This is a genomic window from Pseudorhodoplanes sp., from assembly GCF_050250235.1.
Taxonomy (GTDB): domain Bacteria; phylum Pseudomonadota; class Alphaproteobacteria; order Rhizobiales; family Xanthobacteraceae; genus Pseudorhodoplanes.
This window is the reverse complement of record NZ_JBFWPA010000001.1, coordinates 41873-68001: the sequence shown is the minus strand read 5'-3', so window position 1 is coordinate 68001 and position 26129 is coordinate 41873. Positions and strand designations below refer to the sequence as shown.

The 26129-nt window shown below is 64.6% G+C and carries 28 protein-coding genes; 11 read left to right on the top strand and 17 right to left on the bottom strand.

The genetic code is table 11. The features are described from left to right. Positions 1–29 precede the first annotated feature (29 nt). The 4 genes from AB7F49_RS00330 to AB7F49_RS00315 all read right to left on the bottom strand — a co-directional run bounded on the left by AB7F49_RS00330 (position 30) and on the right by AB7F49_RS00315 (position 2883). Complete coding sequence (locus AB7F49_RS00330; protein ID WP_428519119.1) at positions 30–527, bottom strand: nuclear transport factor 2 family protein; 498 nt, start codon at positions 525–527, stop codon at positions 30–32. 16 nt (positions 528–543) lie between these two features. Further along, positions 544–957, bottom strand: a complete 414-nt coding sequence (locus AB7F49_RS00325) for a GlcG/HbpS family heme-binding protein (RefSeq protein WP_428519117.1) — start codon at positions 955–957, stop codon at positions 544–546. A gap of 17 nt (positions 958–974) precedes the next feature. After that, positions 975–1781: an SDR family oxidoreductase gene (locus AB7F49_RS00320; RefSeq protein WP_428519115.1), complete on the bottom strand. Its 807-nt coding sequence runs from the start codon at positions 1779–1781 to the stop codon at positions 975–977. Between the two features lie 169 nt (positions 1782–1950). Continuing rightward, positions 1951–2883 (bottom strand): helix-turn-helix transcriptional regulator, encoded by a 933-nt coding sequence (locus AB7F49_RS00315; RefSeq protein ID WP_428519113.1) that lies wholly within the window; start codon positions 2881–2883, stop codon positions 1951–1953. 265 nt (positions 2884–3148) lie between these two features. On the opposite strand from AB7F49_RS00315, the gene AB7F49_RS00310 reads away from it, so the two are divergent. The 4 genes from AB7F49_RS00310 to AB7F49_RS00295 all read left to right on the top strand — a co-directional run bounded on the left by AB7F49_RS00310 (position 3149) and on the right by AB7F49_RS00295 (position 8451). After that, a complete protein-coding gene (locus AB7F49_RS00310; RefSeq protein ID WP_428519111.1) occupies positions 3149–4132 on the top strand; it encodes a Bug family tripartite tricarboxylate transporter substrate binding protein in 984 nt (327 codons plus the stop codon). Positions 4133–4308: 176 nt separating this feature from the next. Then, entirely contained in the window at positions 4309–7086 is a 2778-nt protein-coding gene (locus AB7F49_RS00305; RefSeq protein ID WP_428519109.1) for an ATP-dependent helicase, read from the top strand. Positions 7087–7289: 203 nt separating this feature from the next. Beyond that, entirely contained in the window at positions 7290–7769 is a 480-nt protein-coding gene (locus AB7F49_RS00300) for a DUF29 domain-containing protein (protein ID WP_428519107.1), read from the top strand. A gap of 469 nt (positions 7770–8238) precedes the next feature. Next, positions 8239–8451, top strand: a complete 213-nt coding sequence (locus tag AB7F49_RS00295; protein ID WP_428519105.1) for a hypothetical protein — start codon at positions 8239–8241, stop codon at positions 8449–8451. A gap of 45 nt (positions 8452–8496) precedes the next feature. Here AB7F49_RS00295 and AB7F49_RS00290 read toward each other — a convergent pair whose 3' ends face one another. Then, positions 8497–8727, bottom strand: coding sequence for a hypothetical protein (locus AB7F49_RS00290; RefSeq protein ID WP_428519103.1), 231 nt, complete (start codon positions 8725–8727; stop codon positions 8497–8499). An 82-nt stretch (positions 8728–8809) separates the two neighbouring features. Between AB7F49_RS00290 and AB7F49_RS00285 the strand changes: the two genes are divergently transcribed. Next, a complete protein-coding gene (locus AB7F49_RS00285) occupies positions 8810–9058 on the top strand; it encodes a ParB N-terminal domain-containing protein (RefSeq protein WP_428519101.1) in 249 nt (82 codons plus the stop codon). An 87-nt stretch (positions 9059–9145) separates the two neighbouring features. Here AB7F49_RS00285 and AB7F49_RS00280 read toward each other — a convergent pair whose 3' ends face one another. From AB7F49_RS00280 to AB7F49_RS00270, 3 genes are all read right to left on the bottom strand, one after another. Next, entirely contained in the window at positions 9146–9319 is a 174-nt protein-coding gene (locus AB7F49_RS00280) for a hypothetical protein (RefSeq protein WP_428519099.1), read from the bottom strand. 172 nt (positions 9320–9491) lie between these two features. Next, positions 9492–9821 (bottom strand): hypothetical protein, encoded by a 330-nt coding sequence (locus AB7F49_RS00275; RefSeq protein WP_428519097.1) that lies wholly within the window; start codon positions 9819–9821, stop codon positions 9492–9494. A gap of 277 nt (positions 9822–10098) precedes the next feature. Next, the gene (locus tag AB7F49_RS00270) at positions 10099–10413 is read right to left on the bottom strand and encodes a hypothetical protein (RefSeq protein WP_428519095.1); all 315 of its coding nucleotides are present in this window, start codon (positions 10411–10413) and stop codon (positions 10099–10101) included. Positions 10414–10772: 359 nt separating this feature from the next. On the opposite strand from AB7F49_RS00270, the gene AB7F49_RS00265 reads away from it, so the two are divergent. Both AB7F49_RS00265 and AB7F49_RS00260 read left to right on the top strand, forming a co-directional pair. Beyond that, positions 10773–11510 carry a L,D-transpeptidase gene (locus AB7F49_RS00265; protein WP_428519093.1) on the top strand — a complete coding sequence of 246 codons (738 nt, stop codon included), beginning with the start codon at positions 10773–10775 and terminating at the stop codon, positions 11508–11510. A gap of 83 nt (positions 11511–11593) precedes the next feature. Continuing rightward, the gene (locus AB7F49_RS00260) at positions 11594–12547 is read left to right on the top strand and encodes a YidB family protein (RefSeq protein ID WP_428519091.1); all 954 of its coding nucleotides are present in this window, start codon (positions 11594–11596) and stop codon (positions 12545–12547) included. A 166-nt stretch (positions 12548–12713) separates the two neighbouring features. Here AB7F49_RS00260 and AB7F49_RS00255 read toward each other — a convergent pair whose 3' ends face one another. Genes AB7F49_RS00255 through AB7F49_RS00245 form a run of 3 tightly spaced genes read right to left on the bottom strand, consistent with a single transcriptional unit; the run spans position 12714 to position 13985 of the window. Continuing rightward, positions 12714–13013: a hypothetical protein gene (locus tag AB7F49_RS00255; RefSeq protein WP_428519089.1), complete on the bottom strand. Its 300-nt coding sequence runs from the start codon at positions 13011–13013 to the stop codon at positions 12714–12716. A 46-nt stretch (positions 13014–13059) separates the two neighbouring features. Then, positions 13060–13680, bottom strand: a complete 621-nt coding sequence (locus AB7F49_RS00250; RefSeq protein WP_428519087.1) for a hemerythrin domain-containing protein — start codon at positions 13678–13680, stop codon at positions 13060–13062. After that, entirely contained in the window at positions 13677–13985 is a 309-nt protein-coding gene (locus tag AB7F49_RS00245; protein ID WP_428519085.1) for a polyhydroxyalkanoic acid system family protein, read from the bottom strand. The genes AB7F49_RS00250 and AB7F49_RS00245 overlap by 4 nt, the downstream gene beginning before the upstream one ends. A gap of 362 nt (positions 13986–14347) precedes the next feature. Between AB7F49_RS00245 and AB7F49_RS00240 the strand changes: the two genes are divergently transcribed. Further along, positions 14348–15244, top strand: coding sequence for a 50S ribosomal protein L11 methyltransferase (locus AB7F49_RS00240; RefSeq protein ID WP_428519083.1), 897 nt, complete (start codon positions 14348–14350; stop codon positions 15242–15244). Positions 15245–15307: 63 nt separating this feature from the next. Here the strand turns inward: AB7F49_RS00240 and AB7F49_RS00235 are convergent, their stop codons facing one another. Further along, positions 15308–15562 carry a hypothetical protein gene (locus tag AB7F49_RS00235; RefSeq protein ID WP_428519081.1) on the bottom strand — a complete coding sequence of 85 codons (255 nt, stop codon included), beginning with the start codon at positions 15560–15562 and terminating at the stop codon, positions 15308–15310. A 334-nt stretch (positions 15563–15896) separates the two neighbouring features. On the opposite strand from AB7F49_RS00235, the gene AB7F49_RS00230 reads away from it, so the two are divergent. Then, complete coding sequence (locus tag AB7F49_RS00230; RefSeq protein ID WP_428519456.1) at positions 15897–17735, top strand: aminopeptidase P family protein; 1839 nt, start codon at positions 15897–15899, stop codon at positions 17733–17735. A gap of 13 nt (positions 17736–17748) precedes the next feature. Beyond that, on the top strand, positions 17749–18975 hold the full coding sequence (locus tag AB7F49_RS00225; RefSeq protein ID WP_428519079.1) for a multidrug effflux MFS transporter: 1227 nt from the start codon (positions 17749–17751) through the stop codon (positions 18973–18975). A gap of 8 nt (positions 18976–18983) precedes the next feature. Here AB7F49_RS00225 and AB7F49_RS00220 read toward each other — a convergent pair whose 3' ends face one another. Beyond that, positions 18984–19196 (bottom strand): hypothetical protein, encoded by a 213-nt coding sequence (locus tag AB7F49_RS00220; protein WP_428519077.1) that lies wholly within the window; start codon positions 19194–19196, stop codon positions 18984–18986. A 107-nt stretch (positions 19197–19303) separates the two neighbouring features. Beyond that, complete coding sequence (ligA, locus tag AB7F49_RS00215; RefSeq protein ID WP_428519075.1) at positions 19304–21439, bottom strand: NAD-dependent DNA ligase LigA; 2136 nt, start codon at positions 21437–21439, stop codon at positions 19304–19306. Between ligA and AB7F49_RS00210 the strand changes: the two genes are divergently transcribed. Beyond that, on the top strand, positions 21415–21810 hold the full coding sequence (locus tag AB7F49_RS00210) for a GIY-YIG nuclease family protein (RefSeq protein WP_428519073.1): 396 nt from the start codon (positions 21415–21417) through the stop codon (positions 21808–21810). The two genes, ligA and AB7F49_RS00210, sit on opposite strands and share 25 nt — an antisense overlap. Positions 21811–21938: 128 nt before the next feature. On the opposite strand, the gene recN is transcribed toward AB7F49_RS00210, so the two are convergent. From recN to lpxC, 3 genes are all read right to left on the bottom strand, one after another. Continuing rightward, on the bottom strand, positions 21939–23609 hold the full coding sequence (gene recN / locus AB7F49_RS00205; protein WP_428519071.1) for a DNA repair protein RecN: 1671 nt from the start codon (positions 23607–23609) through the stop codon (positions 21939–21941). A 256-nt stretch (positions 23610–23865) separates the two neighbouring features. Next, the gene (locus AB7F49_RS00200) at positions 23866–24777 is read right to left on the bottom strand and encodes an outer membrane protein assembly factor BamD (protein WP_428519069.1); all 912 of its coding nucleotides are present in this window, start codon (positions 24775–24777) and stop codon (positions 23866–23868) included. A gap of 180 nt (positions 24778–24957) precedes the next feature. Further along, positions 24958–25902, bottom strand: coding sequence for a UDP-3-O-acyl-N-acetylglucosamine deacetylase (gene lpxC / locus AB7F49_RS00195; RefSeq protein ID WP_428519067.1), 945 nt, complete (start codon positions 25900–25902; stop codon positions 24958–24960). Positions 25903–26129: the final 227 nt, after the last annotated feature.

Sequence of the window (26129 nt, the reverse complement as noted above, 5' to 3'; positions counted from 1 at the left end):
TCAGGGCCGCACGTCCAGGCGCCGCCTGCCTACGGCGTGACGCGCCGCCAGAATTCGTCAAAGGCGATGCTGTCGAAGAACGCATGCGCCCGGACGATCCTGCCATCCTTCATCTGCAGGAACCAGGCATAGCTGTTCGCATAGGGCTTGCCGTCGCGCGCGGTACCCTGCGCGTCGAACAGTGCGATCACCGTGTCGCCGTCTGCATAGAGACGGCGCACGGTCGGGATCAGGCGGTCGCGCATGCGGGCGTTGAACGGACGGATGACCTCGGCGAGAAAGGCCTCGCGACCGGGATAGCTCTTCGCAGCCAGCGAATTGCCCATGATGGTCCAGTTCGCATCGTCGGCCAGGATGTCATACGGGCTTCCGGTGCCGTCCCGCCACGCGTCGAATCCGTGCTGCACCAGCGTCCGGTTCTTTTGCTCTTCCGCGCTGAACTGCGCCGAAGCGGACGGCAGGGTGAAGCCCGTCACCACGACGGCGAAAACAAGCCCTTGAGCCAGGGTCAGCATGAGTGTCTTCATGGTCCCGCTTCCTTCTCTAGGTGTGAGCCGACTGCACTGCCTCGACAGCGGCATTCGCAACCTGACGGTCCTGTTCAACGCCGCCGCCCGAAACGCCGACGGCGCCGATCAAGGCGCCGCTGCCATCGCGGATCGGCATGCCGCCGGCGAACACCACGAGCGTGCCATTGGTAAGTTCGAGGCCCGGAGACGTGCCGCCCGGCTTGCAGAATTCACCGACGGCCTCGCTGGTCATCCCGAACAAAGCCGAGGTCTTGGCCTTGCCGAGCGCGATATCGATCGAGCCGAGAACCGCACCGTCCATGCGCGCGAAGGCCTTGAGATGCGCGCCGTCATCCAGCACCGCGATATTCATCGGAACGCCGATGCTGGACGCGGCCTTGCGCGCCGCCGCGACCGCCGCTTGCGCAATCTTCTCGGTCAGGCTCATGGTTCCCGCTCCGCAGATCAGATCGTGTTGTCCCAGGCGGCGAGTTGATGCGCCTTCAGCATGTCCTCGATCACCGTCGGCATGACGTTGCGGAACCTGCCGGTATCGGCAGGCACGATCTCGATCATCCGGTCGATCATCTCCTGCGGATCCATTTTGCCTTCGGGCGTCGCAAAGAAATCGTCGAACCCCTTGCGCAGATCGGCACGCTTGGTGAAATGTTTCTTGTCGTCGAGCCAGCGGAACGGATTGTCCGCCATGGTTTCGTTGTAGCCGGTGTAATAGGCGCCTGGATTGATGGTCTGCACCTTGATGCCGTAGGGCGAAAGCTCCTGCTGCAACGCCTCCGCAATCGCTTCCAGCGCATGCTTGGTGGAGACATAGGTGCCCCAGTTCGCCGGCGTGAACAGCCCTCCCATCGACGAGGTGAACACCACCTTGCCCTTCCGGCCCTCCTCGACCCAGCGCCGCACCACCCCCTGCGTCAGAACCAACGGCAGGAAGACGTTGACTTCGTAGTTCTTGCGCACGAGATCGACCGGAATTTCCCAGACCGGCCCCGCCTCTCCCATGCCGGCATTGTTCCAGAGCACATCGATGTCCCAGCCGTGAGCCTGCGCGATGTCATAAGGGTCCGTGAGATCGAGCCGCTCGACGCGTAGGGTCCTGTCGATGCCAAGCGCTTTTGCTTCTTCCCGCAGCGGGGTGACCTGCGAAGAGACCTGCGTAGTGGCGATGACGGCGTGGCCGTTCTTCGCCATGCCGATGGCGGCGGCCCTGCCGAAGCCGGAACCGGCGCCGGTGACGAGAATCCGTTTGCCCATGACAGTCTCCCCGCGTGCAGTTGCGCGGAAGACGCCATAGCGCTTGCTTCGACAAGGAACCGTCGCGCCGTTGCGATCACTATCGCGGCGTTGCGACGATCCGCGCGCGCGATACGGCACGGTCACGATCGGCGCCGGTCCGCACGCCGGGATCACCGCGCCGGGCTCTCTATAATGAGCGGCGAAACATCCGCGGCGTCACGCCGGTGTTTCTGCGGAAGGTCGCCGAAAATGCCGAGGGCGTGGCATAGCCGACGGAGAGTGCGATTTCGCTGATCGGGACATTCGGATCGGCAAGCAGCCGCCGGGCCAGCATCATGCGCTGCCCGGTCAGCCACGCATGCGGCGTCACTCCCGTCGAAAGGCGGAACGCCGTGCAGAAGTGAAAACGGCTCAGGCCGACCTGCGCCGCCAGTTCCTCCAGCCCGATCGACCGGTCGATATGCGCCAGCATGTAATCGCTCACGCGTCTGAGCTGCCATCGTGCAAGCCCTCCGCGGATGGGGGTCGCGGTCCGCGGCAGATCGGCGGCACTGTGATTGCGCAGCAGCTGGATGCAGAGCAGGTCGACCGCGCGCTCGACCAGCAACCGCGCGCCGGGATCACCGATGACGTCCGGATCGCTGAGAATGGCGAGAATATGCGACGTCACCGCATCGTCCCGGCCGACGCGACGCACAAGCTCCACATTGCCGCGTCCACCGACAAGCGTCCTGCAATTCTCCAGGCGTTCGTTCGTGAGATAGACGTGCGACACATCGAGCGGGCCTTCGACCTCCCAGTCGCCGTCATGCCGCTCCGGGACCACCGTGATGGCATGCGCCCTCAGCGGAGCTACGAGCCGCTGTCCCTCGACCGTCCAGGCGCAATGCCGCGCATCGCCGTAATAGGTGCCGACGAGGTGGCCGGGCATGCCGGGCGCATAACCGTAGCGCGTCCCGCGCGTGAAGCGATGGCTGAGTTGCGTCCCGCAGGCCATCCCGATCGGCGCCAGTGGCGGCGGCGCCGCCGCCAGAAGGCGCGTCATCGCCTGCGACGGATTGCGCTCCCGCGCGGTTGCGCTGCTCGATCGGGTCGGAAAATCGCTGGTCCGGTTTGTCACGTCTGATCGCAATCGCTTGACCGCAAATCCTGACCCGACCCGCGCCGGCACGCGGGCAGAGCCGATAATCAAGAATATCATATCCCGCGGTGATCGGCCATCGGACATGCGCGTGGCGCGTTTGCCGATCGGACGATCCGCCGATTTTTATGTCTCGTGTACCGCATGCCGGTTTGCCTCGCTTGAAGCGGCACGGGACTTGGCGCACCTTTTGAGCACGAGCAGAACACTGCCGACAACAACAACGATTTCAGGGAGACGCACCATGAGATGTCTCGCGCGCATCTGCGCCGGCGCCTTCATCGCCGCATCGCTTGCACTTTCACCGGCTGCCGCGCAAACCTATCCGGACAAGCCGATCCGCCTGATCGTGTCGATCGCCGCGGGCAGCGTCACCGACGTGATCATGCGCGCGGCGGCGAAGGAACTGGAGCCGAAACTCGGCCAGCCGCTGGTGATCGAGAACCGCGGCGGCGCGGCGGGCATCATCGCCGGCCAGGCTTGCGCGCAGTCGGCGGGCGACGGTTACACGCTCTGCGTCATCTATCACTCGACCATGTCGTACAACCCGGTGCAGTTCGACAAGCTGCCCTACAATGCCGACGAGCTCGTGCCGGTGACGCGGCTGTTCTTCCTCACCGAAGGGCTGTTCGTGAATGCCGAACTGCCGGCGAAGAACGTCGCCGAGTTGCGCGCGCTGGCGCAGGCAAAGCCGGACGGGCTGAACTACGCGACGCTCGGCAACGGCTCCTTCCCCGATCTGTTTCGCGTCTGGCTGAACAATCAATGGGGCACGAAGATTGTGGGCGTGCCCTACAAGGGCGGCGGCCCGGCCGCGCAGGCGCTGGCCGCGAACGAAGTGCAGCTGACGCGCTTCGGCGTCGGCAATTTCCGCGGGCTGATGGATGCCGGCAAGGTGCGCATGCTGGCGATCGCGGCGGATCAGCGCTCCAAGCAATTCCCGGATGTGCCGACCTTGAAAGAGGCGGGGCTCGACTATCCCGGTCAGGGCTGGTGGGGGCTCGCCGCGCCGAAGGGCACACCGGCTGCGGTGGTGGAGAAAGTGAATGCGGCATTCGTGGCCGTATTCAGCGATCCGAAATTCACCGCTTTCCTGGACAAGCAATTGGTGGTTCCGGCGCCGACCAGTCCTGCGGCGTTCGCGGCCTTCCTGAAAGAGGACCGCAAGGCGGCGGAGGCGCTGGTCAAGATCGCCAACGCCCCGCGCAAGGAATACAAGCCGCAATAGGCCGGACGGCAGCGCCGAACGTCGCCGACCATCGCCGATGCTCGCGCCGGACAAGGCCGCGCATCGGCCGGAGGATCGCGGATAAAGGTCGATAAAGATTGGGGTTCCGCCCGCAAAGCGGCGCGGCCCCCTCCCGTTTTGCGTCCCGCAATGCCATGTTGGACCTTGAGATTCGCATGGCAGAACACGCAAAAAGTCCAGAGAAATCAGGCCAGAAGTCCGGTCAGGGATTGGGCATCGCCGCGCGCGCGATGCAGGCCGTTCAGGGCGGGCCGCCGGCCGATTACCTCAAGGCGCTGAATCCGGAGCAGCGGCTTGCGGTCGAAACCCTCGACGGCCCGGTGCTGGTTCTGGCGGGCGCCGGAACCGGAAAAACCCGAGTATTAACAACGCGGATCGCCCATATCCTGCGGCTCGGGCGGGCGCATCCCTCGCAGATTCTCGCCGTGACCTTCACCAACAAGGCGGCGCGCGAGATGAAGCTGCGCATCGGCGACATGGTGGGGCAGATTGTCGAGGGAATGCCGTGGCTTGGCACTTTCCACGCGATCGGGGTGAAGATTTTGCGCCGCCACGCCGAACTGGTTGGGCTGAAATCCAATTTCACCATTCTCGATGTGGATGATCAGATCCGGCTGATCAAACAGCTCCTAGAAGTGGCGAACGTCGACGAAAAAAGATGGCCGGCAAGGATATTCGCCGGGATCCTCGACGGCTGGAAGAATAGAGGATTGACGCCCGATAAGGTTCCGGCCGGCGAGGCCATGGCATTCGCGAACGGCAAGGGCAAGGAGCTCTACGCCGCCTATCAGGAGCGGCTCAAGACGCTCAACGCCTGCGACTTCGGCGATCTTCTGCTCGAACAATTGCGGCTGTTCCGCGAGCATCCGGATGTGCTCGCCGACTACCAGCGGCGGTTTCGCTATATTCTGGTCGACGAGTATCAGGACACCAACGTCGCGCAATATCTGTGGCTGCGGCTGCTGGGGCAGCCGAAGGCGGCGCCGCGAACTCCGTTACCCTCTCCCCTTGAGGGAGAGGGTGGGTCGGCGCGAGCGCACGCGAGCGACGAACCGGGTGAGGGTTCACACTCTCACCATGACCCCTCACCCGGTTCGGAGCAAGCGGCGAGAACACACCGCAACATCTGCTGCGTCGGCGACGACGACCAGTCGATCTATGGCTGGCGCGGCGCCGAGGTCGACAACATCCTGCGCTTCGAGAAGGACTTCCCAGGCGCGACCGTGATCCGGCTGGAACGCAACTACCGCTCCACCGGCCACATCCTCGCCGCCGCGTCGCATCTCATCGCGCATAACGAGGGCCGGCTCGGCAAGACCTTGCGCACCGAAGCCGTGCTGGGCGAGAAGGTCACCGTCACCGGCGCGTGGGACTCGGAAGAGGAAGCTCGCGGCATCGGCGAGGAGATCGAGCAGCTGCAGCGCAACAAGCACAGGCTGAACGAGATCGCGATCCTGGTGCGCGCCTCGTTCCAGATGCGCGAGTTCGAAGACCGCTTCGTCACGCTCGGCCTGCCCTATCGCGTGATCGGCGGCCCGCGCTTCTACGAACGCGCCGAAATCCGCGATGCGCTCGCCTATCTTCGCGTCATCAACCAGCCGTCCGACGATCTCGCCTTCGAGCGCATCGTGAATGTCCCCCGCCGGGGCCTGGGCGACGCCACGGTGAAGCAACTGCACGATCACGCGCGCATGAGCCGCGTCCCGCTTACCGAGGCCGCGCGCGCCATCATCGAGACCGACGAACTGAAACCGAAACCGCGCGCCTCGCTGCGCGACCTGATGACCGCGTTCGAGCGCTGGCGCACGCAAAGCGAACACCTGCCGCATACCGAACTGGCCGAAATCGTGCTGGATGAATCCGGCTATACCGAGATGTGGCAGAAGGACCGCTCGGCCGATGCCGCAGGCCGCCTGGAAAACCTCAAGGAGCTGATCCGCTCCATGCAGGATTTCGAGAATCTCAACGGCTTTCTCGAACACATTTCGCTGGTGATGGACCGCGACGCCGAGGGCATCGACGACGCCGTCAGCATCATGACGGTGCATTCCGCCAAGGGGCTGGAATTCGACACCGTGTTCCTGCCCGGCTGGGAGGAAGGCCTGTTTCCGCATCAGCGCTCGCTCGACGAAAGCGGCCGCGCCGGGCTGGAGGAGGAGCGCCGGCTCGCGCATGTCGCGATCACGCGGGCGCGCAAGCGCGCCAAGATCTGTTTCGCCACCAACCGCCGCATGAAGGGCCTGTGGAATTCCACCATCCCCTCGCGCTTCCTCGACGAATTGCCGGAGGCGCATGTCGAGGTGACCGAGGCCAAGGGCGGCATGAGCGGCTATGGGTTCGGCAATCCGGCGGGTTATGGCGGGCGTTACGGCGCGTCGCGCTTCGATACGTTTGCGCCCGCCGGCTCGAGCTACGCCACGCCCGGCTGGCAGCGCGCGCAGAAGCGCAAGCGCGACGACGATGAGTTTGGCGGATTTGGCGACGAGGCCGCCGAATATGAGGCCGATGCGCGCCACGCTGATGATGACGACAGCGGCGCGGCATACGCGGACCACCTCTCCGCGCACTCGTCTTCACCTCCCCCCTTGAGGGGCAGGTCGGCCGCCCAACGGGCCGACGCGGAGCGTCGCCCGATGACAGGCTCCGGCGGCCGGGAGGGGGTTGATTTCGGCGGGCGCGCGGGCGCTCATTCGGGACGCGGCACCGGCACATCCAAAGGCCGCTTCGCCGCCCGCCGCGAGCCGCTCACCATCGAGGGCGAACTCGTCGCGAAAAGCACCGGCGTGTTATCGGCATTCCGCAACGGCGACCGGGTGTTTCACATCAAGTTCGGCAACGGCAACGTGGTGGCGGTGGACGGCAACAAGCTGACCATCCAGTTCGACAAGGCCGGCGAGAAGCGCGTGGTGGATAGTTTCGTGGAGCGGGTGTAGCGCGACTGCGCCCTTCCCTCTCCCGCTTGCGGGAGAGAGTGGCGAGCGAATGCGAGCCGGGTGAGGGGTGACGGTGAGACTATGACCCCTCACCCGCCTCGCTCGCAAAAGCTCGCTCGGCACCCTCTCCCTCAAGGGGAGAGGGAAACGCGGGCTTCGCCCGCGCCCCGGAATGACGTAAGCTAACGCCATCGGAGCCGCCCATGGCCGCACGCGACAAGGACGCCGACATCGGCCTCGCCCCGCCCGCCGATCCGCGCGCGGCGTATGAGCGCGACTTCTATTCATGGCTGATGGAGCAGGCGCGGCTCATTCGCGAGGGCCGCTGGTCCGCGATCGACCGCGACAATCTCGCCGAGGAGATCGAGAGCCTGGGGCGCGAACAATTCAACAAGCTGGAAAGCGCGCTGCGCGTGCTCCTGCTGCATCTCCTGAAATGGGACTTCCAGCCGGAGCGGCGCTCGCGCAGCTGGGACTTGTCGATCGCAACACAGCGGGTCGAAGTCGACGATGTCCTGACGGACAACCCGGGCCTGAAGCCGCGTATTCCCGAAGCCATCGCACGCGCTTATCGCAAAACGCGTCTCGACGCCGCCAAGGAAACGGGCCTGGACGACTCAGCATTTCCGAAAACGTGCCCCTATGATTTCGAGGCGATCATGACGCGGGCTGTGAGCCGTTAGGGCGAGCACCTGATTTTTCGCGTCACGTTCGGTGGCAATGTGGTGGCGGTGGACAGCGACAAGGCGGACCATCCAGTTCGACAAGGCCCGCGAAAAGCGCGTGGTCGACAGTTTCGTGGACCGGGTGTGACGAAGGCGGTACGAAGGGCGATGAACAAGCACGTCGCGTCGTAGGATGTTCGCCAAGGTCAGATTCCGGATTTTTGAGGCGTTGGGTTGGGCGCTATGCGAGCTCGCGTTCAAGACCGATTGCCGCGGTCCGGCCGCATGGGCGTATCGCGCAGGCTGCTGGTGCTACGGCCGAGCGGACGACGTCAAAGCCTGATCGACATCCTCACCTTCATCCTACGCCCCATATCTCTTTATCCACATCGTCGCAGGCCCGCGCCCACTCCCGCCGCACATCGTCGCACCCCGAACCACCCGCGCCTCTTCGCGTTATGCTGCAAGTCTATCCGGGGAGGCCGCCATGCAAGGGATGACGCTGCTCGTGACGTTTCTGGTCATCGCGCTGGTCGCTGTGGTGATCGCGGCGACGATCGGAATCGTGCTGGACAATTTCCCGAACATTCACGACATGCTCAGCGTGCTGGGTTTCTTCGGTACGCTGGTCATCCTGCTGCCGCTCAGCTGGGTGCTGGCGGTGCGGGTGACCGAGCCGCGCGAGCCGACCGCGACGTAAGGTCAGGCGCCCGACACACGCGTGCTGCCACACGCGTGCTGCGCCTCACGCCTGGTCCTTCCACGCGCCATATTTCTTCATCCAGAAGCCCCAAGCGAGCGCGATGGCCACGCCGATCACCAGCATGGTGGCGGTGCGCGCGGTGCCGTAATCGCCGTTCCACCACAGCATGAAGGCGGTCCAGAAGATCGCGAAGATCGCGATCATGAACATTTGCCGCGCGTTGAATGGCATGGTGCCCCCCGCCGTCCGCTCGTTGACCCGGCGCAGCGTCACACGGCCCGCCCGGCTTGTCCACGATGGCGGGCCGCAGCCACGGTTCACGCCGCGCCCGCGGCCGTGCTAGCCTCCTCCCGTCATGATGAAACGCGAGCAATTCGAGATCGCCCGCATCTATGTGCCGGTGAAGCGGCGCGCCACGCTGGAACCCGCCAAGGTCGACGCGCTCGCCGCTGCCATCCTGGCCGAGGGCATGCAGACCCCGATCCTGGTGCGGGCGGACGGCGACCGCTTCGTGCTGGTCGAAGGGCTGCATCGGCTCGAGGCCGCGAAGTCGCTGGGCGAGACCACGATTGCGGGCTATCGCGTCAGCGCGCGCAAGCACTGATTTGCTGCGCAATCAGTGATCGGAACGCGAGCCGGATCGGGGCATAGTCCGCATCGCGGCAACCTGCGCGTCCGGCAAGCGGGCGCTTCAGCTCCAGCGTCCGAAGCGCTTCATCGACCAGGCCCAGATCGCGGCGACGACAATGCCGGTCACCGTCAGCATCACGATATGAGTGGTGCGGTAGTCGGCGGTCCACCAGATCATGAAAGCGATCCAGAACGCGGCAACAAGGGCGGTCTGGGCGAGCTGACGAGCGGTCATGGCGTCCTCCGATGCCCTCGTTGGTGTCACCAGCCGGGGCGAAGGTTCAGCGCCGCCGTCATCGCCGCCGTGCCCGGGGTACGCCGGCCGGGCGGCGCACCAGATCGCCCTTCCTCAAACGAGAAAGCCCCGGCTTGCGCCGGGGCTTCCCGCCTGATGACCTGCGCCTTCGTTAGTTGTCGGCTCCGATCGCGCCGGCTCCGCCGGTCCCCAGTCCGTAGGGTCCATAGCCCGGAGCGTAGCGGAACGGTCCATAGGTCGGCTGCGGAGCATAGGAACTGTAGCCGCCAACATAGGGCGGAGGCGCGCCATAGCCGAGCGGTCCGTATGTCGTCGGACCATAGCTGCGCGGCTGGTTCGGGGCGCCGGTCTGCTCTGCGCCGGTGTTCAGCGAGCCGGGATTGACGTTGCCGGGTGGCGGCAGGTTCTGCGCCGCAGCCGGCGCGATCGCGAGCGCCGCTGCGAGTGCTGCCGCAGTGAGTGTGGTGAGGGTGCGGTTCATGACTGAACTCCTTTTTTCCGTGACGCGCCGCCCGATGCGGGGGTCCGCATGCGCGGCTCGCCAACCGCAGCTCAATGCTGCGCTGCGGCGCGACGTTCCGTGATGCAGCGTGACCATGTCGTGACCTTTTCGCCGCGCGCAGGCGATGAAAGTCCGGTCGGAATGTGACGTGGCTAAAGGCGCGCAAAGGAAACAGCCGCAAACGAAGAAAGCCCCGGCGTGGTGACCGGGGCTTTCGTTCAGGTCGCGAGACAGGTCGCGGCCGATCGCTTCGTCGTTACTCCGTGCCGCGCGGCTTGGGAGCCGCCGCGCCGGACGGCACATCGGCATTCGGAGAGCTTGGCTTCACGTTGGCATTGATGCCGTCGCGGTCGGTGCCGGTGCGCGGCTCGGGCGCACTGATACCGGAACCGGTCGTGCCCTTGATCGCGCCGGTATTCTGGCTGCGCGGCTGGTTCGGCGCACCGGTCTGCTCCGCGCCCGACTGCATCGAGCCGGGGTTTACATTGCCCGGGGGCGGCGCGTTCTGTGCCTGCGCGGCAGTGGCCGCAATCAGTCCAGCGGCCGCGAGCATCGCGAGGGTGCGATTCATGAGAGACTCCTATGCGTTTGATTCATGACATCCCGGAATCGAATTCAGGATGGTGTCTGTTGTTGCTTTGCGCTCGGTGGCGCTCCAGACGTAAGGCTAATGCCGGAACAGGCGCACCGTTCCGAATTCTGTCGCAGAATGCGTCCGCACTGCCGCCTTCCGTCGCATTCCGCGCGGCGGCGATGACGCAGATGTGAGCGGCGGCGGCGCAGCAAGGCGTCAACGGAGATGACGGATTTGCGCGCAATTGCTGCATTTGTCGCGACATCCGATTAGGCTTTCTCCTTAAGCACGCGCGCATTTGCGCCTTAATTCCTTCCGCGAATTTCCCTATGCTGTGCGCCATGTCGAGGTCCATCATGCGTCCCACGATCTTGTTTGCGTCACTCTTTGCGCTCGCAGCGCAGCCTTCCCTTGCCGACGTTCAGATCACCGTCGACAAGAGCGCGCAGACGCTCACCGTGTCACGGGACGGACAGGTGCTGCACAAATGGCCGGTCTCGACAGGTCGCGTCGGACGTTTCACGCCGGCCGGCAGCTATCAGGCGTTCCGGCTGGAGAAGGATCATTACTCGCGCGAATTCGACGACGCGCCGATGCCGCATTCGATCTTTTTCACCAAGCGCGGGCACGCGATCCATGGCTCGTTCGAGACCAGGAAGCTCGGCCGCCCGGCTTCCGGCGGCTGCGTGCGGCTCGCTCCGGAAAACGCGAAGGTGCTGTTCGACCTCGTGAAGGCGGAAGGTGTATTGAAGACCAAGGTCACGATCGCCGGCGACGAGCGCATCGCACTCGCCAGGGCCGACCGTCAGTTGACGCAGGGCGGGCCGCGCCAGGCCGGAGGCGGCACCGGGCTGCCGCCGACCTATTCGCCGCCGGTGGAAGAACAGCCCCGCGCGCGACAGCGCTATGCCGGGCCGCGCGAGGCTGCTCCGCAATATGGCTACCGGCAGCAGCAGCAACAGCTATATTACTATGACGGCTACCGGTGGCAGCCCCATCAGGGGCAGACTTATTATCGCCCCCAACCGCAGCCCTATGCCGGTGGCTATGCGCCGCCTCAATATTATTATCAGCCGCGCTATTATTACGATTGAGCGCGCCTGACGGTCCCGCCGCCGTTGCGTCTTGATCGCATGGTGGCGATGCCGCAGGCTGCTGCCCTGGCCGGGAGAGACCCATGAACATTCTGGATATTCTGTTGGGCGGCGGCGCCGCGCGTGGTGGCGGACGCGGCGGCGCGTCGAGCGGCGGCGGCAACATGACGAAGATCGGCATGGCGCTGATCGCGTATATGCTGTGGCGCTGGTACCAGAATTCACGCGGCGGCGCCGAGCCCGCTCCGATGCCTTCACCCGGGGGAGGCGCACGCCTGCCGCGTCAGGAACTGCCGCCGGCCGAACTGCCGCATGGCGACCCGATGCAAATTCCCCAGCCGCGGTCCGGCTCTCCCGACGACAGTGACTTCGGTCCGCTGGTCGAATCCACGCGCCGCATGCCCGAGGCTCCCCGCAGCGGCCGGCGCGGCCGCCCCATGGATGACGACGAAGACATGGATAGCGGGGGAATGGGCGGTGGAGGAATGGGTGGCGGCCTTGGCGATATCCTTGGCGAGATCCTGCGGGGCGGCCGCGGCGGACCGGACGGCGACCCGCGTGGCGGTGGCTTCCCGCGCGATCCACGCGGCGGGGGCCGTGGCGGCGGACTGGAGGATATCCTGGGCGACATCCTGGGCGGCGGGCGCGGTGGCGCCTTTCCCGGTTCGCGCGTCGCGGGTCCGCAGGGCGACCCGCTCAGCGCGCTTCTGCAAGGCGCCGGCATCGGCGGACTTGGCGGACTGCTCGCCGGAGGCGCCGGCGGCGGCATGCTCGGCGACCTGATGCGGCAATTCGATCAAAGCGGTGCGGGCGACGCCGCACGTTCCTGGATCTCCCAGGGCGACAACATGCCGGTGACACCGGGTCAGATCGAACGCACCTTCGGCCCCGACATCATCAACCAGCTCGCGGACCAGTTCGGCCTCGGCAAGAACGAATTGCTGCAGGGCTTGAGCGAAACACTGCCGGACGTGGTCAATCAGCTTACGCCGGACGGGCGGCTTCCGACCGAAGAAGACATTTCACGCTGGAAGTGACGCGAACGAAAAAGGCCCGGCGCGAAGCCGGGCCAGTTGCGCATGCGGAGCGACACGACGTGACCCGGGTCCTCCGCCACGGGAAACCGCCACGGATGGCGATCCCATCAAGGCTAGGCCAAACCCGGTCGCTGCCACTTGATCCGGATCAAACAGGACGCCGGCGCTATTTCGGTCCTTGCGGCGCTGCCGGCCACCTGCGTTCGATCCAGCGCAGCATGCGCGCGAGCGGCGGTTGCAGAGCGGGCAGGTCTACCGCGAGCAGCACAAGGCCGAGCGGCACCATCCAGAATCCGAGGATGGGGAGAAAGCCGAGGAAGCCCCCGAAAATCAGCAGACCGGCCGCGGGGATGCGCCACATGCGCGCGTGAGGTTCGCGCAGGGCTCGCGACTTGCGCGCAATCCACTCCGGCAACCGCTGCTCGAAGCGATGCAGAAGTGTTTCGAAATCAGCCCGATGCGGCATCACGATGGTCCGAGTGTGGCATGGTGGCCCGTTGTCGATGTCCGGGTCAATGCCCAACCCCCAGAGCCGGTTCACCTCGATCGAGAATGAGCGGCACGATCAGGTCTTCCTCGTCGTCGAGATGGCGGGTCAGGCTGCGCAGCAGCACGTCCCCCGACTGCAGATGCGCCGTCGCGGCCGGCGCGATATTGCCGGATGGTCCGTGAATCGCGCGCAGGAAATCGTTGGCCGTTGTCACCGAATTCTCGATCGCGGCGGCCAGCGCCTCATGGTCGCTCTCCAGCATGTCGAACCCGCGCACCAAACGCGCGTCGGCCCTTCGAAAGATCGGGAAATAGTAATCGTCCTCGATGTGATGATGCGCGTGCAATTGCTGCAGGAAGAATTGCAGGCGCGGGGCGAACAATCCGGCAAACTGGTGCGCGTCGATTCCGCCGTCGCGGAAGCGCGTGGCAACCTCGTCGAGCATTGCTCCGAGTTCACGGAACATCGCGTGTCGCGAGAGCCAGAAGCGCGCCATGTCGCCGAGATTGGAATGGCCGTCCCAGATCTCTCGCGGATAGCGAGCAACCAGAAACGTAAGGTCGTCGGGTAGCCTCGCCCGGGTCGCAAGCGCAAGGTCGGCCGCGGGCATCGCCGCAACCGCCGGCTTCGTAAAGCTGGTCATTTCTTTTCCAGAAGCAGCTTGCCGTTCTTCTGGAGAAATCCCTGCACGTTGTCCGCAAATTTCTGCAGCAGCCAGGGAAGCGTGATCTCGATGCGGACCGAGTCGTCCGCCACGTCGACACTGCCGGCCACGGTCTGCGCGAGAGCACGCACTCGGAACGTCATGCGGTCACCGGACCATATTTCCTCGTCGACTTTGATCACGGGAATCGCCTTTGCGGCACCCGTCAGACCCGGCTTCAGGCGGCGCAGCGCCTCCTCCTTGCCGAGGGAATGCGGAATGGAAACGGTGACTGGCTTCGACATGGCATCTCTCAGCTACAAGCCCGCCCAGGCAGGACCGGCGCAGTTTGGAGCCCCGAATGTAGGTATCCCTTCTTCGTCGGCCAATCCTTGATTGGCGCTCGGCTTGTCAAACCTGGCCGGTCCGTATCCCGGCTGGCGGCGGACGAAAGGTCCGCCTCACAGCGCGCTACGCGGCGCTGTGGAAAAATGCGGGGAAAACGACGGCGCTACGCGCCCGGATCGGCGTTCCGAGCCCCTTGCCACCTCCTGAGAGTGGTGCAAAGCGTGTGCATCACGGCCAATGGACGCCCCGCACGGGCGTCCGCGCCGGCTGTGAGTTCCCGCCTGTGAAGTGCGGGTCCTTTGGCTTGCCGAGCACCGACATGTCCGCATCTGCCCCGCGTTTTGAGACACGGCTCGCACGGATTTCAATGGAGCGGCCGGCCGCGCACCGGCTGGCGGATGCGCTTGCCGCGCGGCTCGATCCCGAAACCTGCGCCGTGTCGATGTTCGAAAGCGGCGAACGCTGGACCGTCGAGGCGGCCTATTGCGACGAGGCGGACCGCACGCTGATTTCGCAGACCGTCGTGCACATGGCCGGCGCGGATGCGGCGAACGAACTGGCTTTCACGGCCGTCGGCACCCGCGACTGGGTAGCGGCCAGTCTTGAGGGCCTTGCCCCGGTGCGCGCTGGCCGCTTCGTCGTTCACGGCGCACATGACCGCGCTGAGGTCCGGCTCAACCAGATCGGGATCGAGATCGAGGCCGCGCTGGCCTTCGGCACCGGACATCACGGCACCACGCGCGGCTGTCTGCTCGCCTTCGAGACACTGTGCAAGTCCACGCCTGCGGCGCGGCACCGGCGCATCCTGGATGTCGGAACCGGTACGGGCCTGCTTGCGATCGCCGCGGCCCGCCGGCTGCGGGTGCCGGTTCTGGCAAGCGATATCGACCCAATGGCGGTCGCCGTCGCTCGCGACAATGCAAGCCTCAACCATGTGACGCCGTGGTTTCGTGCATTGGCGGCGGACGGCGTCAGTGCCGGCTGGATCCGCCGCGGCGGTCCCTACGACCTGATCTTCGCCAATATCCTGGAAACGCCGCTGCGAAGAATGTCGGCGCCGCTCTCCGCCGTGCTCGCACCCGGCGGCCGGCTGGTCCTTTCGGGATTGCTACTTGCTCACGCGCCCGGCGTTATCGCCGCCTACCGGCGTCAGGGATTGCGCCTGCAAGCACGGCTGACGCTGGATGGCTGGGTCACGCTCACGATGCGACGTTGACAGCGGGACAAAAGCAAAGCGCCCCGAAATCCGGGGCGCTCGGCAATCCAGTCCGCTGCTCGCCTAGCGAACGAACGGCAGTTCCTTTTCGCTGCGCGGCGCAAGGCGCTCCCCGGCGGCCTGAAACTGGCCGGGCAGCAGGTGGCGATGAAGCGCAATCTCGCGCTCGGCCTGACGCATACGCGCTTCGACGAATGCGGCCCACAGGCGCGCAAACAGGCCGTTGCCCGCCAGATTGGCCTTCGCGACAGGCGCCTTCGCGACGGGGACCTTGGCGGAAAGAGTGGCGGCGGAGGAGCCGACGGTGATGGCGCTCATGGTGTCTCCTTACGATCCAACGGACACCCGGGATGATCCGGAATTTCTGCAACGCAACATAATGCAAGTTCCGCATTGTTGCAGTGCGAAGAATTCATGGCCGCCCCTCTAAGTATGCATAAACGCTTCATATTTCAGTAACGAATGGCGCGTTTCACAGCGATTGATAAAGGCTTCGGCAAGCTTGTTTGCGGCATTGCACAAATTTCCGCGCCGAGGCTTTTGACGATAGATAATGTCCGTCCGCGTACTCCCGCCGACCGATCGTTCGGCGGACGCGTCCTGGCGCAAAACCGGTACCCAATGTTCCGGCATGCAGGCTAAAATCGACGCGATGTTTTCAGCTAAATTCCAGACCTTCGACGAGACGGCCGACCCCGCCGCAAGTGCCCGGCGATTGGCCAGCCTTCGCCACAATTTGAAATGGGACGGGGTCGATGGCTTTGTGCTGCCACGCGCCGACCGCCATCAGAATGAATATGTGCCGGCGGGCGAGGAACGTCTGGCTTTCCTGACAGGCTTTACCGGTTCGGCAGGGTTTCTTCTTGTGCTCCCTGACAAAGCCGTCCTGTTCACCGACGGCCGCTATACGTTGCAGGCGCGCGAGCAGACCGATCCCACGCTCTTCACCCTCGTCAACAGCGTCGAAATCTCTCCCGCCAAGTGGTTTGAGCAGCAGACCGACCATCCCGGAACCCGCATCGGATACGATCCCTGGCTGCACACGGCTGAATCGATCGAACGTCTCGCCAAGGCGCTCGAAAAGCCGCGATGGGAACTGGTGCCGCTGACGGAGAACCCCGTCGACGAAATCTGGGCCGACCGGCCTGCAGCTCCGCTCGGGCCGGTCGTGCTGCATGACGTGCGCTTCGCCGGCGAAACCGCGGACGACAAGCTGAAGCGGATCGCGGCCGAGATCGGCAAGCAGCGCGCCGATGCGTTGGTCATCTCCGATCCGCACAATGTGGCCTGGACTTTCAACATCCGTGGCTCGGACGTGGCGCATACGCCGCTGCCGCTCGCCTTCGCGGTGGTCCCGAAGAACGGACGGCCCGCGCTTTATATCGATGGCCGCAAGCTCAGCAATGACGTACGCGACCGGTTGAGCGACCTCGTCGATATCCGCGAACCCGATGCGCTGACGAAGGACCTGTCGAAGCTAGCCGCCACGCAGGCAACCGTGCTGCTGGATCAGGCGACGGCGGCCGATGCGCTCGGAAAGGTCGTGGCGGAAGCCGGCGGTAAGGTGGTGCGCGTGGCCGATCCGGTCACCGCACTGAAGGCGATCAAGAACCCAACCGAAATCGCAGGGGCCCACGCGGCACAAGCACGGGACGGCGCCGCGATGGCGCGCTTCCTCGCCTGGTTCGACCGCGAGGCACCGCGCGGGCATCTCGACGAGATCGCAGCGGTCGAGGCGCTCGAAAGCTTTCGGCGCGAGAGCGGCCTGTTGAAGGATATCTCGTTTCCGAGCATCTCCGGCGCCGGTCCGAACGGCGCCATTGTGCATTACCGCGTGACGCAGCGCACCAACCGGCCGATCCGGCCGGGCGAATTGTTCCTGATCGATTCCGGCGGACAATACGAGGACGGCACCACCGACATCACCCGCACCATTGCGGTGGGAACCCCGACCGACGAAATGCGGAGCCGTTTCACGCAAGTGCTGAGAGGTCACATCGCTCTCGCGCGCGCGCTTTTTCCGGACGGAATTTCGGGCGCCCAGCTCGACACGCTGGCGCGGCAATATCTGTGGCAGGCCGGAGTCGATTTCGATCATGGAACCGGACACGGCGTCGGCAGCTATCTGTCGGTGCACGAAGGCCCGGCGCGCATATCAAAGCTTGGTACGGCGCCGCTGAAACGCGGCATGATCCTGTCCAACGAACCCGGCTATTACAAGGAAGGCGCGTTCGGCATCCGGATCGAAAATCTGGTGCTGGTGGTGGAGGCGCCGCACATTACGGGCGCAGAAAAGCCGATGAACGCGTTCGAGACCATCACGCTCGCACCAATCGACGCCCGTCTGATCGATGTCAGCCAGATGACGACGGACGAGATCGCCTGGCTCGATAGCTACCATGCGCGGGTTGCAGAGACGGTGGGCCCGCTTGTTGATAAGGACACGGCGAACTGGCTCGCGGCTGCGACCCGTCCGCTCCTGAACTCCTAGAGTCTTTCGTTCCGTGGATGCGCAAGCGCTCAAACCGCAGGCGGCTTCCGATCAGCGTACGGCGCCGATCGGCCTGATCGTCCTGCTGATGGCAATGAGCGCCATCGGCCCGGTTTCGCTCAATATCCTGGTGCCGGCGACGCCCGGCCTGGCGGTATTGTTCGACACCAAGGTCGAGACGGTTCAGCTCACACTGTCGCTCTATCTGTTCGGGCTTGCGCTTTCTCAACTCGTGCTCGGTCCGCTGTCCGACCGCTTCGGCCGCAAGCCGGTTCTGCTGGCCGGACTGTTCATCACGGCGGCTGCAAGTGTTGCGGCAATCTTCTCGACTTCGATCGGCATGCTGATTGTGTTCCGCACGCTGCAAGCGCTCGGCGCCTCGTCCGGCCTCGTGATCGGGCGCGCGATCATCCGCGATCTCTATTCGCGCGACCGCGCCGCCGCCATGATCGGCCTTGTCACCACTGTCATGGTGCTGGCGCCGATGGCGGCTCCCTTGATCGGAGGACTGCTCGATACCCATTTCGGCTGGGAATACACCTTCGTGCTGACCGGGGTGATGGCCGCCGCGGTGATGGCCTGGTCCTTTCTTGCATTGCCGGAAACCCGGCCCGATCACATCACCGGCGGCGGCGTGCGGTTCATCCTGCGCGAGAGCCGCGAATTGCTGTCCGACCGGAAATTCGTCGGCTATGTGCTGGTCTGCGCGATCGGAACCGCGACATTCTTTGCCTTTCTCGGCGGCGGCCCGCATGTCGTGGTCAGCATCATGGCGCGCACCTCAGCCGAATACGGCGTGTGGTTCATCGCGACGTCCGGCGGCTTCATGCTGGGCAACTTCATCACCTCCCGCAGTTCGCAGCGCTACGGCATTGATCGCATGATCGCCGTCGGGCTTTTGCTGCTGCTGATCGGCTCGGTGCTGACGGTCGCAACCGTCGCAGGCTTTCCGGATGGCGGCCCCTGGACGATATTTCTCCCGCAACTCGCGATCTCGGTCGGCAACGGAATATTCCTGCCGAACTGCGTCGCGGGCGCGGTGAGCGTGCGGCCGCAAGCGGCCGGTACCGCGTCCGGCATCACCGGCTTCGTGCAGATGTCGACCGGCGCGGTGGCCGCGCAGGCGATGAGCCACATCATCGCGACCGCGGACACGGCCATGCCGCTTGCGATCGCGATGGGAATATTGTCGACGGCGGCGGCGCTGGCGTTCTACGTCTTTCTCGGCAGACGCCGTTGAAGGTCCCGCTACTCTGCCTGGCCGTGCCGCGCCATGCAGGCACGATAGATTTCGAATTCCAGTGAACTCCAGGTCGTCTCCGGATAGCGGCCGGCTGCGACGCTGCATTCATGGATGGCGGCGGCACGCGTCCCACTCACGTGTTCCTGAGCCTGCGACGGGACCGCCGACGCCAGCATGGCGGCGCCGACAAGCATTGCGGTGAGGTAATGTTTCAGCATGATACTGCTCCTGTTCGGCCACCCCGTGCAGCCGGACATAGGAACGGCCCGCGCGCCGGTCGCCCGCGCCATCGGGAACGCAGCCATGCAGATTTGGACTCGCGGCGCTACTGCCCCACCATCGCCAGCCACTCGTCCTCGGTCAGCACCGTCACGCCAAGCGCCTGCGCCTCCGCGAGCTTGGAGCCCGCACCGGGACCGGCGACGACGTAATCGGTCTTTTTCGATACCGAGCCCGCGACCTTGGCGCCGAGCCGCTCCGCCTGCGCCTTCGCTTCGTTGCGGGTCATTTTCTCCAGCGAACCGGTGAACACAACGGTCTTTCCGGCGATGGCGGAGTCGGACTTTACCCTCTCCATCGGCTCAACGGTGATCTGCGCGAGCAACCGCTCGAGTGCTTCGCGGTTCTTCTCCTCCTTGAAAAATTCAACGACGGCGTCAGCCACCACCTCGCCGATGCCGCCGATATTGTTGAGTTCCTGATAAGCCTCGCTGTCCGGCCCCTTGCCGGCGGCCTTCATGCCGTCCAGGAAAGCGTCGACGTCGTGATAATGACGCGCGATCAGCCTCGCATTGGTCTCGCCGATATGACGGATGCCGAGCGCGTAGATCAGCTTGTTGAGCGGGATCATGCGCCGCTCCTCGATCGCGGCGAACAGGTTGCGCACCGACGTCTCGCCATAGCCCTCTCTGTCGGCGAGCTTCTTCGTCTCCCGCCGGTCGCGCGCAGCCAGCGTGAAGATGTCGGCCGGCTCCATCACGATGCCGTCGGCGTAGAAAGCCTGCACCTGCTTTTCGCCCAATCCCTCGATGTCGAACGCGTCGCGCGACACGAAATGGCGCAGCCGTTCGACCTGCTGGGCGGGACAAATGAGACCGCCGGTGCAACGCCGCACCGCCTCCCCCTCCTCGCGCACGGCATGGCTGCCGCAGACCGGGCAGGTTTCTGGAAACTTGTACGGCCTGGCGCTTCTCGGCCGCTTATCCAGCACGACATCCAGCACCTGCGGGATCACGTCGCCCGCGCGCTGGATCACCACGGTATCGCCGATCCGGATATCCATCCCGCCGCGGATCGGATTGCCGTCGTTGCCGATGCCCTTGATGTAATCCTCGTTATGCAGCGTGGCATTCTGCACCACGACGCCACCGACGGTAACCGGCTCGAGCTTCGCCACCGGAGTCAGCGCGCCGGTGCGGCCGACCTGGATGTCGATATCATTGACCACCGTGGTCGCCTTCTCGGCGGGAAATTTATGCGCGATGGCCCAGCGAGGCGAGCGCGACACGAAGCCCAGCCGCTGCTGCCAGTCCAGCCGGTTCAGCTTGTAGACGACGCCGTCGATGTCGTAACCAAGCTTTGCGCGCTTCAGTTCGATGTCGCGGTACATCGCAATCATCGCATCCACCGACTTGCATAGCCGGAACAGCGGGTTGACCGTGAAACCGCGTTCGCCGATCCATTCCACCATGCCGGCCTGCGTATCCGCCGGCATCGCGCTCATCTCGCCCCATGCATAGGCGAAGAATTTCAGCTTGCGGGATGCCGTGATCGTTGCGTCCTTCTGGCGAAGCGATCCGGCCGCGGAATTGCGCGGATTGGCATAAACCGGCTCTTCCGCCGCGGCCTGCCGCTTGTTGAGTGCCAAAAAATCGTCGTGGGTCATGTAGACTTCGCCACGGATTTCGACGACTTCGGGGACATTGCGGCCCTTCAGCTTCTCCGGAATGTCGTCCAGCGTCCTGACATTGGCGGTGACGTCCTCGCCTTCGGCGCCGTCGCCGCGGGTCGCGCCGGTGACCAGCGTGCCACCCTCATAACGCAGCGATAATGACAAGCCATCGATCTTGGGCTCTGCGGTGAAGGCGGGCGCCTCGTCGAGCTTCAGAAAACGGACCACGCGATCGATGAATTCGGTCACATCCGCGTCGCTGAACGCATTATCGAGCGAGAGCATCGGCACCGCATGCCGCACCTTCCTGAAGCGGCCGGTCGGCGTGGCGCCAACTTTCTGAGAGGGCGAATCCTTGCGGATCAGTTCCGGAAAACGCGCCTCGATCTCGTTGTTGCGCTGGCGCAGCGCATCGTATTCCGCATCCGAAATGGTCGGCGCGTCTTTCTGGTAGTAGCGCGCGTCATGCTCGGCGATAAGCTTTGCCAGCCGCGCGAGTTCGCCCGCGGCCTGTTCCTCGGTCAGCTTGTCGGTCGGGGTGAGCGGTGATCCGGTCGCGCGTCTGGCCATGGTATTGTCTGTGGCAATTATTCCCGGTCATTCCGGGGCGCACGCGAAGCGTGCGAACCCGGAATCCAGCCCCGTTCGAGGCGGTCAAGTTTTACGTCTATCTGATGGCATCGCGCAAACAGGGCACTCTGCATCTTGGCGTCACCAACAATCTTGTTCGTCGGGCATACGAGCACAAGAACAGGGTGACGAAAGGATTCACAGCCAATACGGCGTCGACCGGCTGGTGTGGTTCGAATGCTACGATGATCCAACAAAATGCAATCGAGCGCGAAATGGAGATCAAGAAATGGCGGCGCGCATGGAAGTTCCAACTGATTGAAACCGGCAACCCGGACTGGACGGACTTATATCCGGAGATCACATGCTGAGCTTGCCGCTGGATTCCGGGTTCGCGCCTTCGGCACGCCCCGGAATGACGGGGAAAAAGAGCGCCCCGGAATGACCAGGACAGTGCAGGCCCCGGACCAAAATGGAGACTGCCCGCGAATGACGCGGATTACCCTGCCGCCTTGATCAGCCGCTCGGCAGCGGCGCGCGCTTCGTCGGTGATTTCCGCTCCCGCCAGCATGCGTGCGATCTCCTCGCGGCGGCGCTCGGCGGCAACCTCACTCACTCGTGTCGCCACTCGCCTGCCCTTGTCGAGCGCATCCTTGGCAATGACATAATGGCGGTCGGCGCGGGCTGCGACCTGCGGCGCATGGGTGACGGCAATCGCCTGCACCCGCGTTGCAAGTTTCGCGAGCCGCACTCCGATCGCGTCGGCAACCGCGCCGCCGACGCCGGTGTCGATCTCGTCGAACACCAGCGTCGGCGCCGAGCCCTTGTCCGCCAGCACCACCTTGAGCGCCAGCAGGAAGCGCGCAAGCTCGCCACCCGACGCGACCTTCATCAGCGGGCCCGGCCGCGTGCCGGGATTGGTCTGTACCCAGAATTCCACACGGTCGAATCCATGCGGGCCGGCCGCTTCAGCGTCGGCCGCGATCGCGGTGGAGAATACCGCGCGATCAAGCTTGAGCGGCTTGATCTCGGCATTCACCGCCTTGTCGAGCTTCAGGGCGGCCTTCTTGCGCGCTTCGGCAAGCGCGCTCGCGGACTTGCGGAAACGAGCCTCTGTTTCGGCCGCTGTCTTTTCCAGCCTGGCAAGCTGTTCCGCGCCGGCATCGATCAGCGCGAGATCGCCGGCATAGCGCGCGGCAAGCGCAGCGAGGCTGTCGACCGGTGTATTGTATTTTCGGGCCGCTGCGCGGAGCGAAAACAGCCGCTCTTCGATGCGCTCCAGCTCGGCCGGATCGTAATTGGCCGCCCGCAACGCGCTCTCCAGATGCGCCCGCGCTTCCTCGATGGCAGTCAGCGCGATGTCAAGCGCTTTGATCGCAGGATCCGCCAGGCCCGGGGCCTGCGTCGCGCGACGCTCAAGCCTGCGGACTGCCGACGCAAAGCCCGGTACCGGAGATGCATTGCCGGCCACGACCTCATAGGCATCGCTGAGGTCGCCCGCGATCTTTTCCGCCTGCATCATGGCCGTGCGGCGCTCCGCAAGCACGGTCTCCTCGCCGGCTTCAGGGCGAAGCTTCTCGAGTTCCTCGACGGCGTGGCGAAGGTAGCCTGCCTCGCGCTCCGCGCGCTCGACCTCAACGCGATGCCGCTCGACCGCCTGAGCGGCCTCGCGGCGCGCCTCCCACAATTGCGCGACGGCGGCGGCCGCCTCTTCGAGGCCGGCATAGGCGTCGAGCAGCGTGCGATGGGTCGCCGCATCGACGAGAGCGCGGTCGTCATGCTGGCCGTGTATCTCGACCAGCGCCGCCCCGAGACTCTTCAGCATCTGCACCGAAACCGGCTGATCGTTGACAAAAGCCCGGGTCTTGCCATCGACCGACTGAATGCGGCGCAGGATCAGGTCATCCTCCACCTCGATTCCCTGCGCCTTCAGGACCGCGCGCGCAGGGTGCCGCGCGGGCATGTCGAACACCGCAGTGACCTGCCCCTGTTCGGTCCCTTGACGCACAAGCCCGGCGTCGCCCCGCGCGCCCAGCGCGAGCGCGAAGGCATCAAGCAGAATCGACTTGCCGGCGCCGGTTTCGCCGGTCAGCACGGCGAGCCCCTCGGCAAACTCCAGATCAAGTTTGTCGATCAGCACGATGTCGCGAATGGACAGACGGACCAGCATGGAGAAGCGCTCAACCTCAATCGACCTCATCCTGAGGAGGCGGCCATCAGCGCGTTTACGCGCGTCTTCGACGCGCTATGGCCGCCGTCTCGAAGGATGGGCCGCCCTCGCTCCTTCGAGACGCCCGCTTCGCGGGCTCCTCAGGATGAGCGCGGATTTAATTCCGAGCAAGTACGCAATGTAGCGACCGACTCAGCCTCGATGGAAAGAAATATTTGATTCGGAACCGGACTGAAGGGGCGTGGTCAGGCGGTGGTCACCGCACGACCGGCGTGCCGATCTGCACCTCGCCCGCCGGCTTGCGCTGGAACAGCTTGCTGATCCAGGATTGCTTGTTCTCGGCCGGTTCCAGCCCGCCGCCCTGCACAAGCTTGTACGCGTTCTGGTACCACTGGCTGTCCGGGAAATTGTGCCCAAGCACGGCTGCCGCAGTCTGCGCCTCCTGCACGATGCCAAGCGCCATATAGGCCTCGGTGAGCCGCATCAGCGCCTCCTCGACATGGCGGGTGGTCTGATATTGCGTCACCACCACCTTGAAGCGGTTGATGGCGCCGGAAAAGTCCTTCTTGTTCAGATAGAATCGCCCGATCATCATTTCCTTGCCGGCCAGCTGGTCGCGCGCGATATCGAGCTTCTTCTTGGCGCTCGACGCATATTCCGTGTTCGGATAGCGTCGCATCACCTGTTCCAGCTCCTGCATGGCCTTTTCGGTCCGCTGCTGGTCGCGCGTGACGTCCGGGATCACCTCGTAATAGGACGAGCCGATCAGGTATTGCGCATAGGCGGCATCCGGACTGCCGGGATGCAGAGCGACATAACGCTTGGCCGCGCTGATCGTGTCGTCGTATTCCCGCGCCTCGTAATAAGAATAGGCCTGCATCAGCAGCGCCTTGCGGGCCCAGTCCGAATACGGGTGCTGGCGGTCGACCTCCTCGAATTTCTTGGCGGCTTCCTTGTATTCGCGCTTCTGCTGCAGAAGATAGAGACCTTCATTGTAGAGCTTGTCGGCCGGCTCGTCGGGGATCACCAGATCCTTGTCGCTCGTGCATGCGGCGATCGCCAGCCCGGCGACCACAAGAACCAGAACACGGGACAGCAAGCCGCCCGCCCGCCCGACACCCGGCAGACGTTTCGCGATTGCCGCGACGATGCCGAAGCCCGCTGTCATGCTCGCGCAACGATCCTTCCAACGGGGGATTGTGTGGCCATCGACCGCAAGGCCCGTTCCCGCCCTTGTAGCGAGAAAGGTGCGGCTCCCCCAAGTCATCCACCTCGGGTTTCTTACGATATTGGGCCGGGATTAAGGCGACGGTTAACGCGTCTGACGCGCTGCGCCGTCACCCACGGGTCAGGACACGTCCGGGCCGTAAGCCGGCGCAACCATGCCGGCAGCCTCGGCGTGACCGCGCACCCGGCGGGGCTCGCCAGCCTCCACCACCGCATAAGCCGATGGATCCGACATCAGCGCGACCAGCACGGCATGGTTCAGCCGATGGCCGCCGCGGATCGAGCGATAGGCACCGATGATCGGCGCGCCAGCCAAGGCGAGATCGCCAACGGCGTCGAGCGCCTTGTGGCGCACGAATTCGTCCGGATAGCGTAGGCCTTCGCTGTTGAGAATGCGGTTCTCGCTCAGCACCAGAGTGTTTTCGAACGAGGCGCCAAGCGCCTTGCCCGCGCTCCAGAGCGCCGAAACGTCCTTCATGAAGCCAAAGGTGCGGGCGCGCGACAATTCGCGGCGGAAGGTTTCGGCGGTGACATCGAGGGCGATCGACTGGCGGCCGATCAGCACGGAATCGAACTTGATTTCGATATCGAGGCGGAAGCCAGTGTCGGCCGGGCGCAATTCGCCGAAGGATTCACCCTTGGCGACCGAGACCGGCTTCAACACCTTGATGTAACGGCGGGCCTTGGACAGGGTCTTGATGCCGACCTGGTCGATCGCTGCGACGAAAGGTGCGGCGCTCCCATCCATGATCGGCACTTCCGGGCCGTCGATTTCGACCAGCGCGTTGTCGACGCCAAGCCCACGGAGCGCGGCGAGAATATGCTCGGCGGTCGAGCACAGGACGCCCGATTCATCGCCCAGAACGGTTGCAAGGTCGGTAGCGGTCACAGCGCGGAAGTCAGCGCGTACTTCGCGCTCTGCGCCTTCCGCGTCGGTGCGGGAGAACACGATCCCGGTATCTGCATCCGCAGGATTGAGTGTAAGATTTACGGGTAACCCGGAATGGACCCCAATCCCGGAAACCGTAACCTGTTCACGCAGCGTGGTCTGCCTTGCGGCTCTCATACGCTCGCTTCCGTCCGTTTTTCGGCTGAACGCCGCGCGATATGGTGCGCAGCGCAATCCCCCGAAGTGACCCCACACGACAGATTTCTGCCTCGAACTCTTCCGGCAGGTAGTCTCTTGGACTATCCCCCCTGCCCGAATCTGCTGAGACGAAAACCTTCGTCGCATTCAGAGCTTAGCCCCAGGTCCTCAGTGTCCAAAGTCACGCTTTTTTACGCTTTGTTACC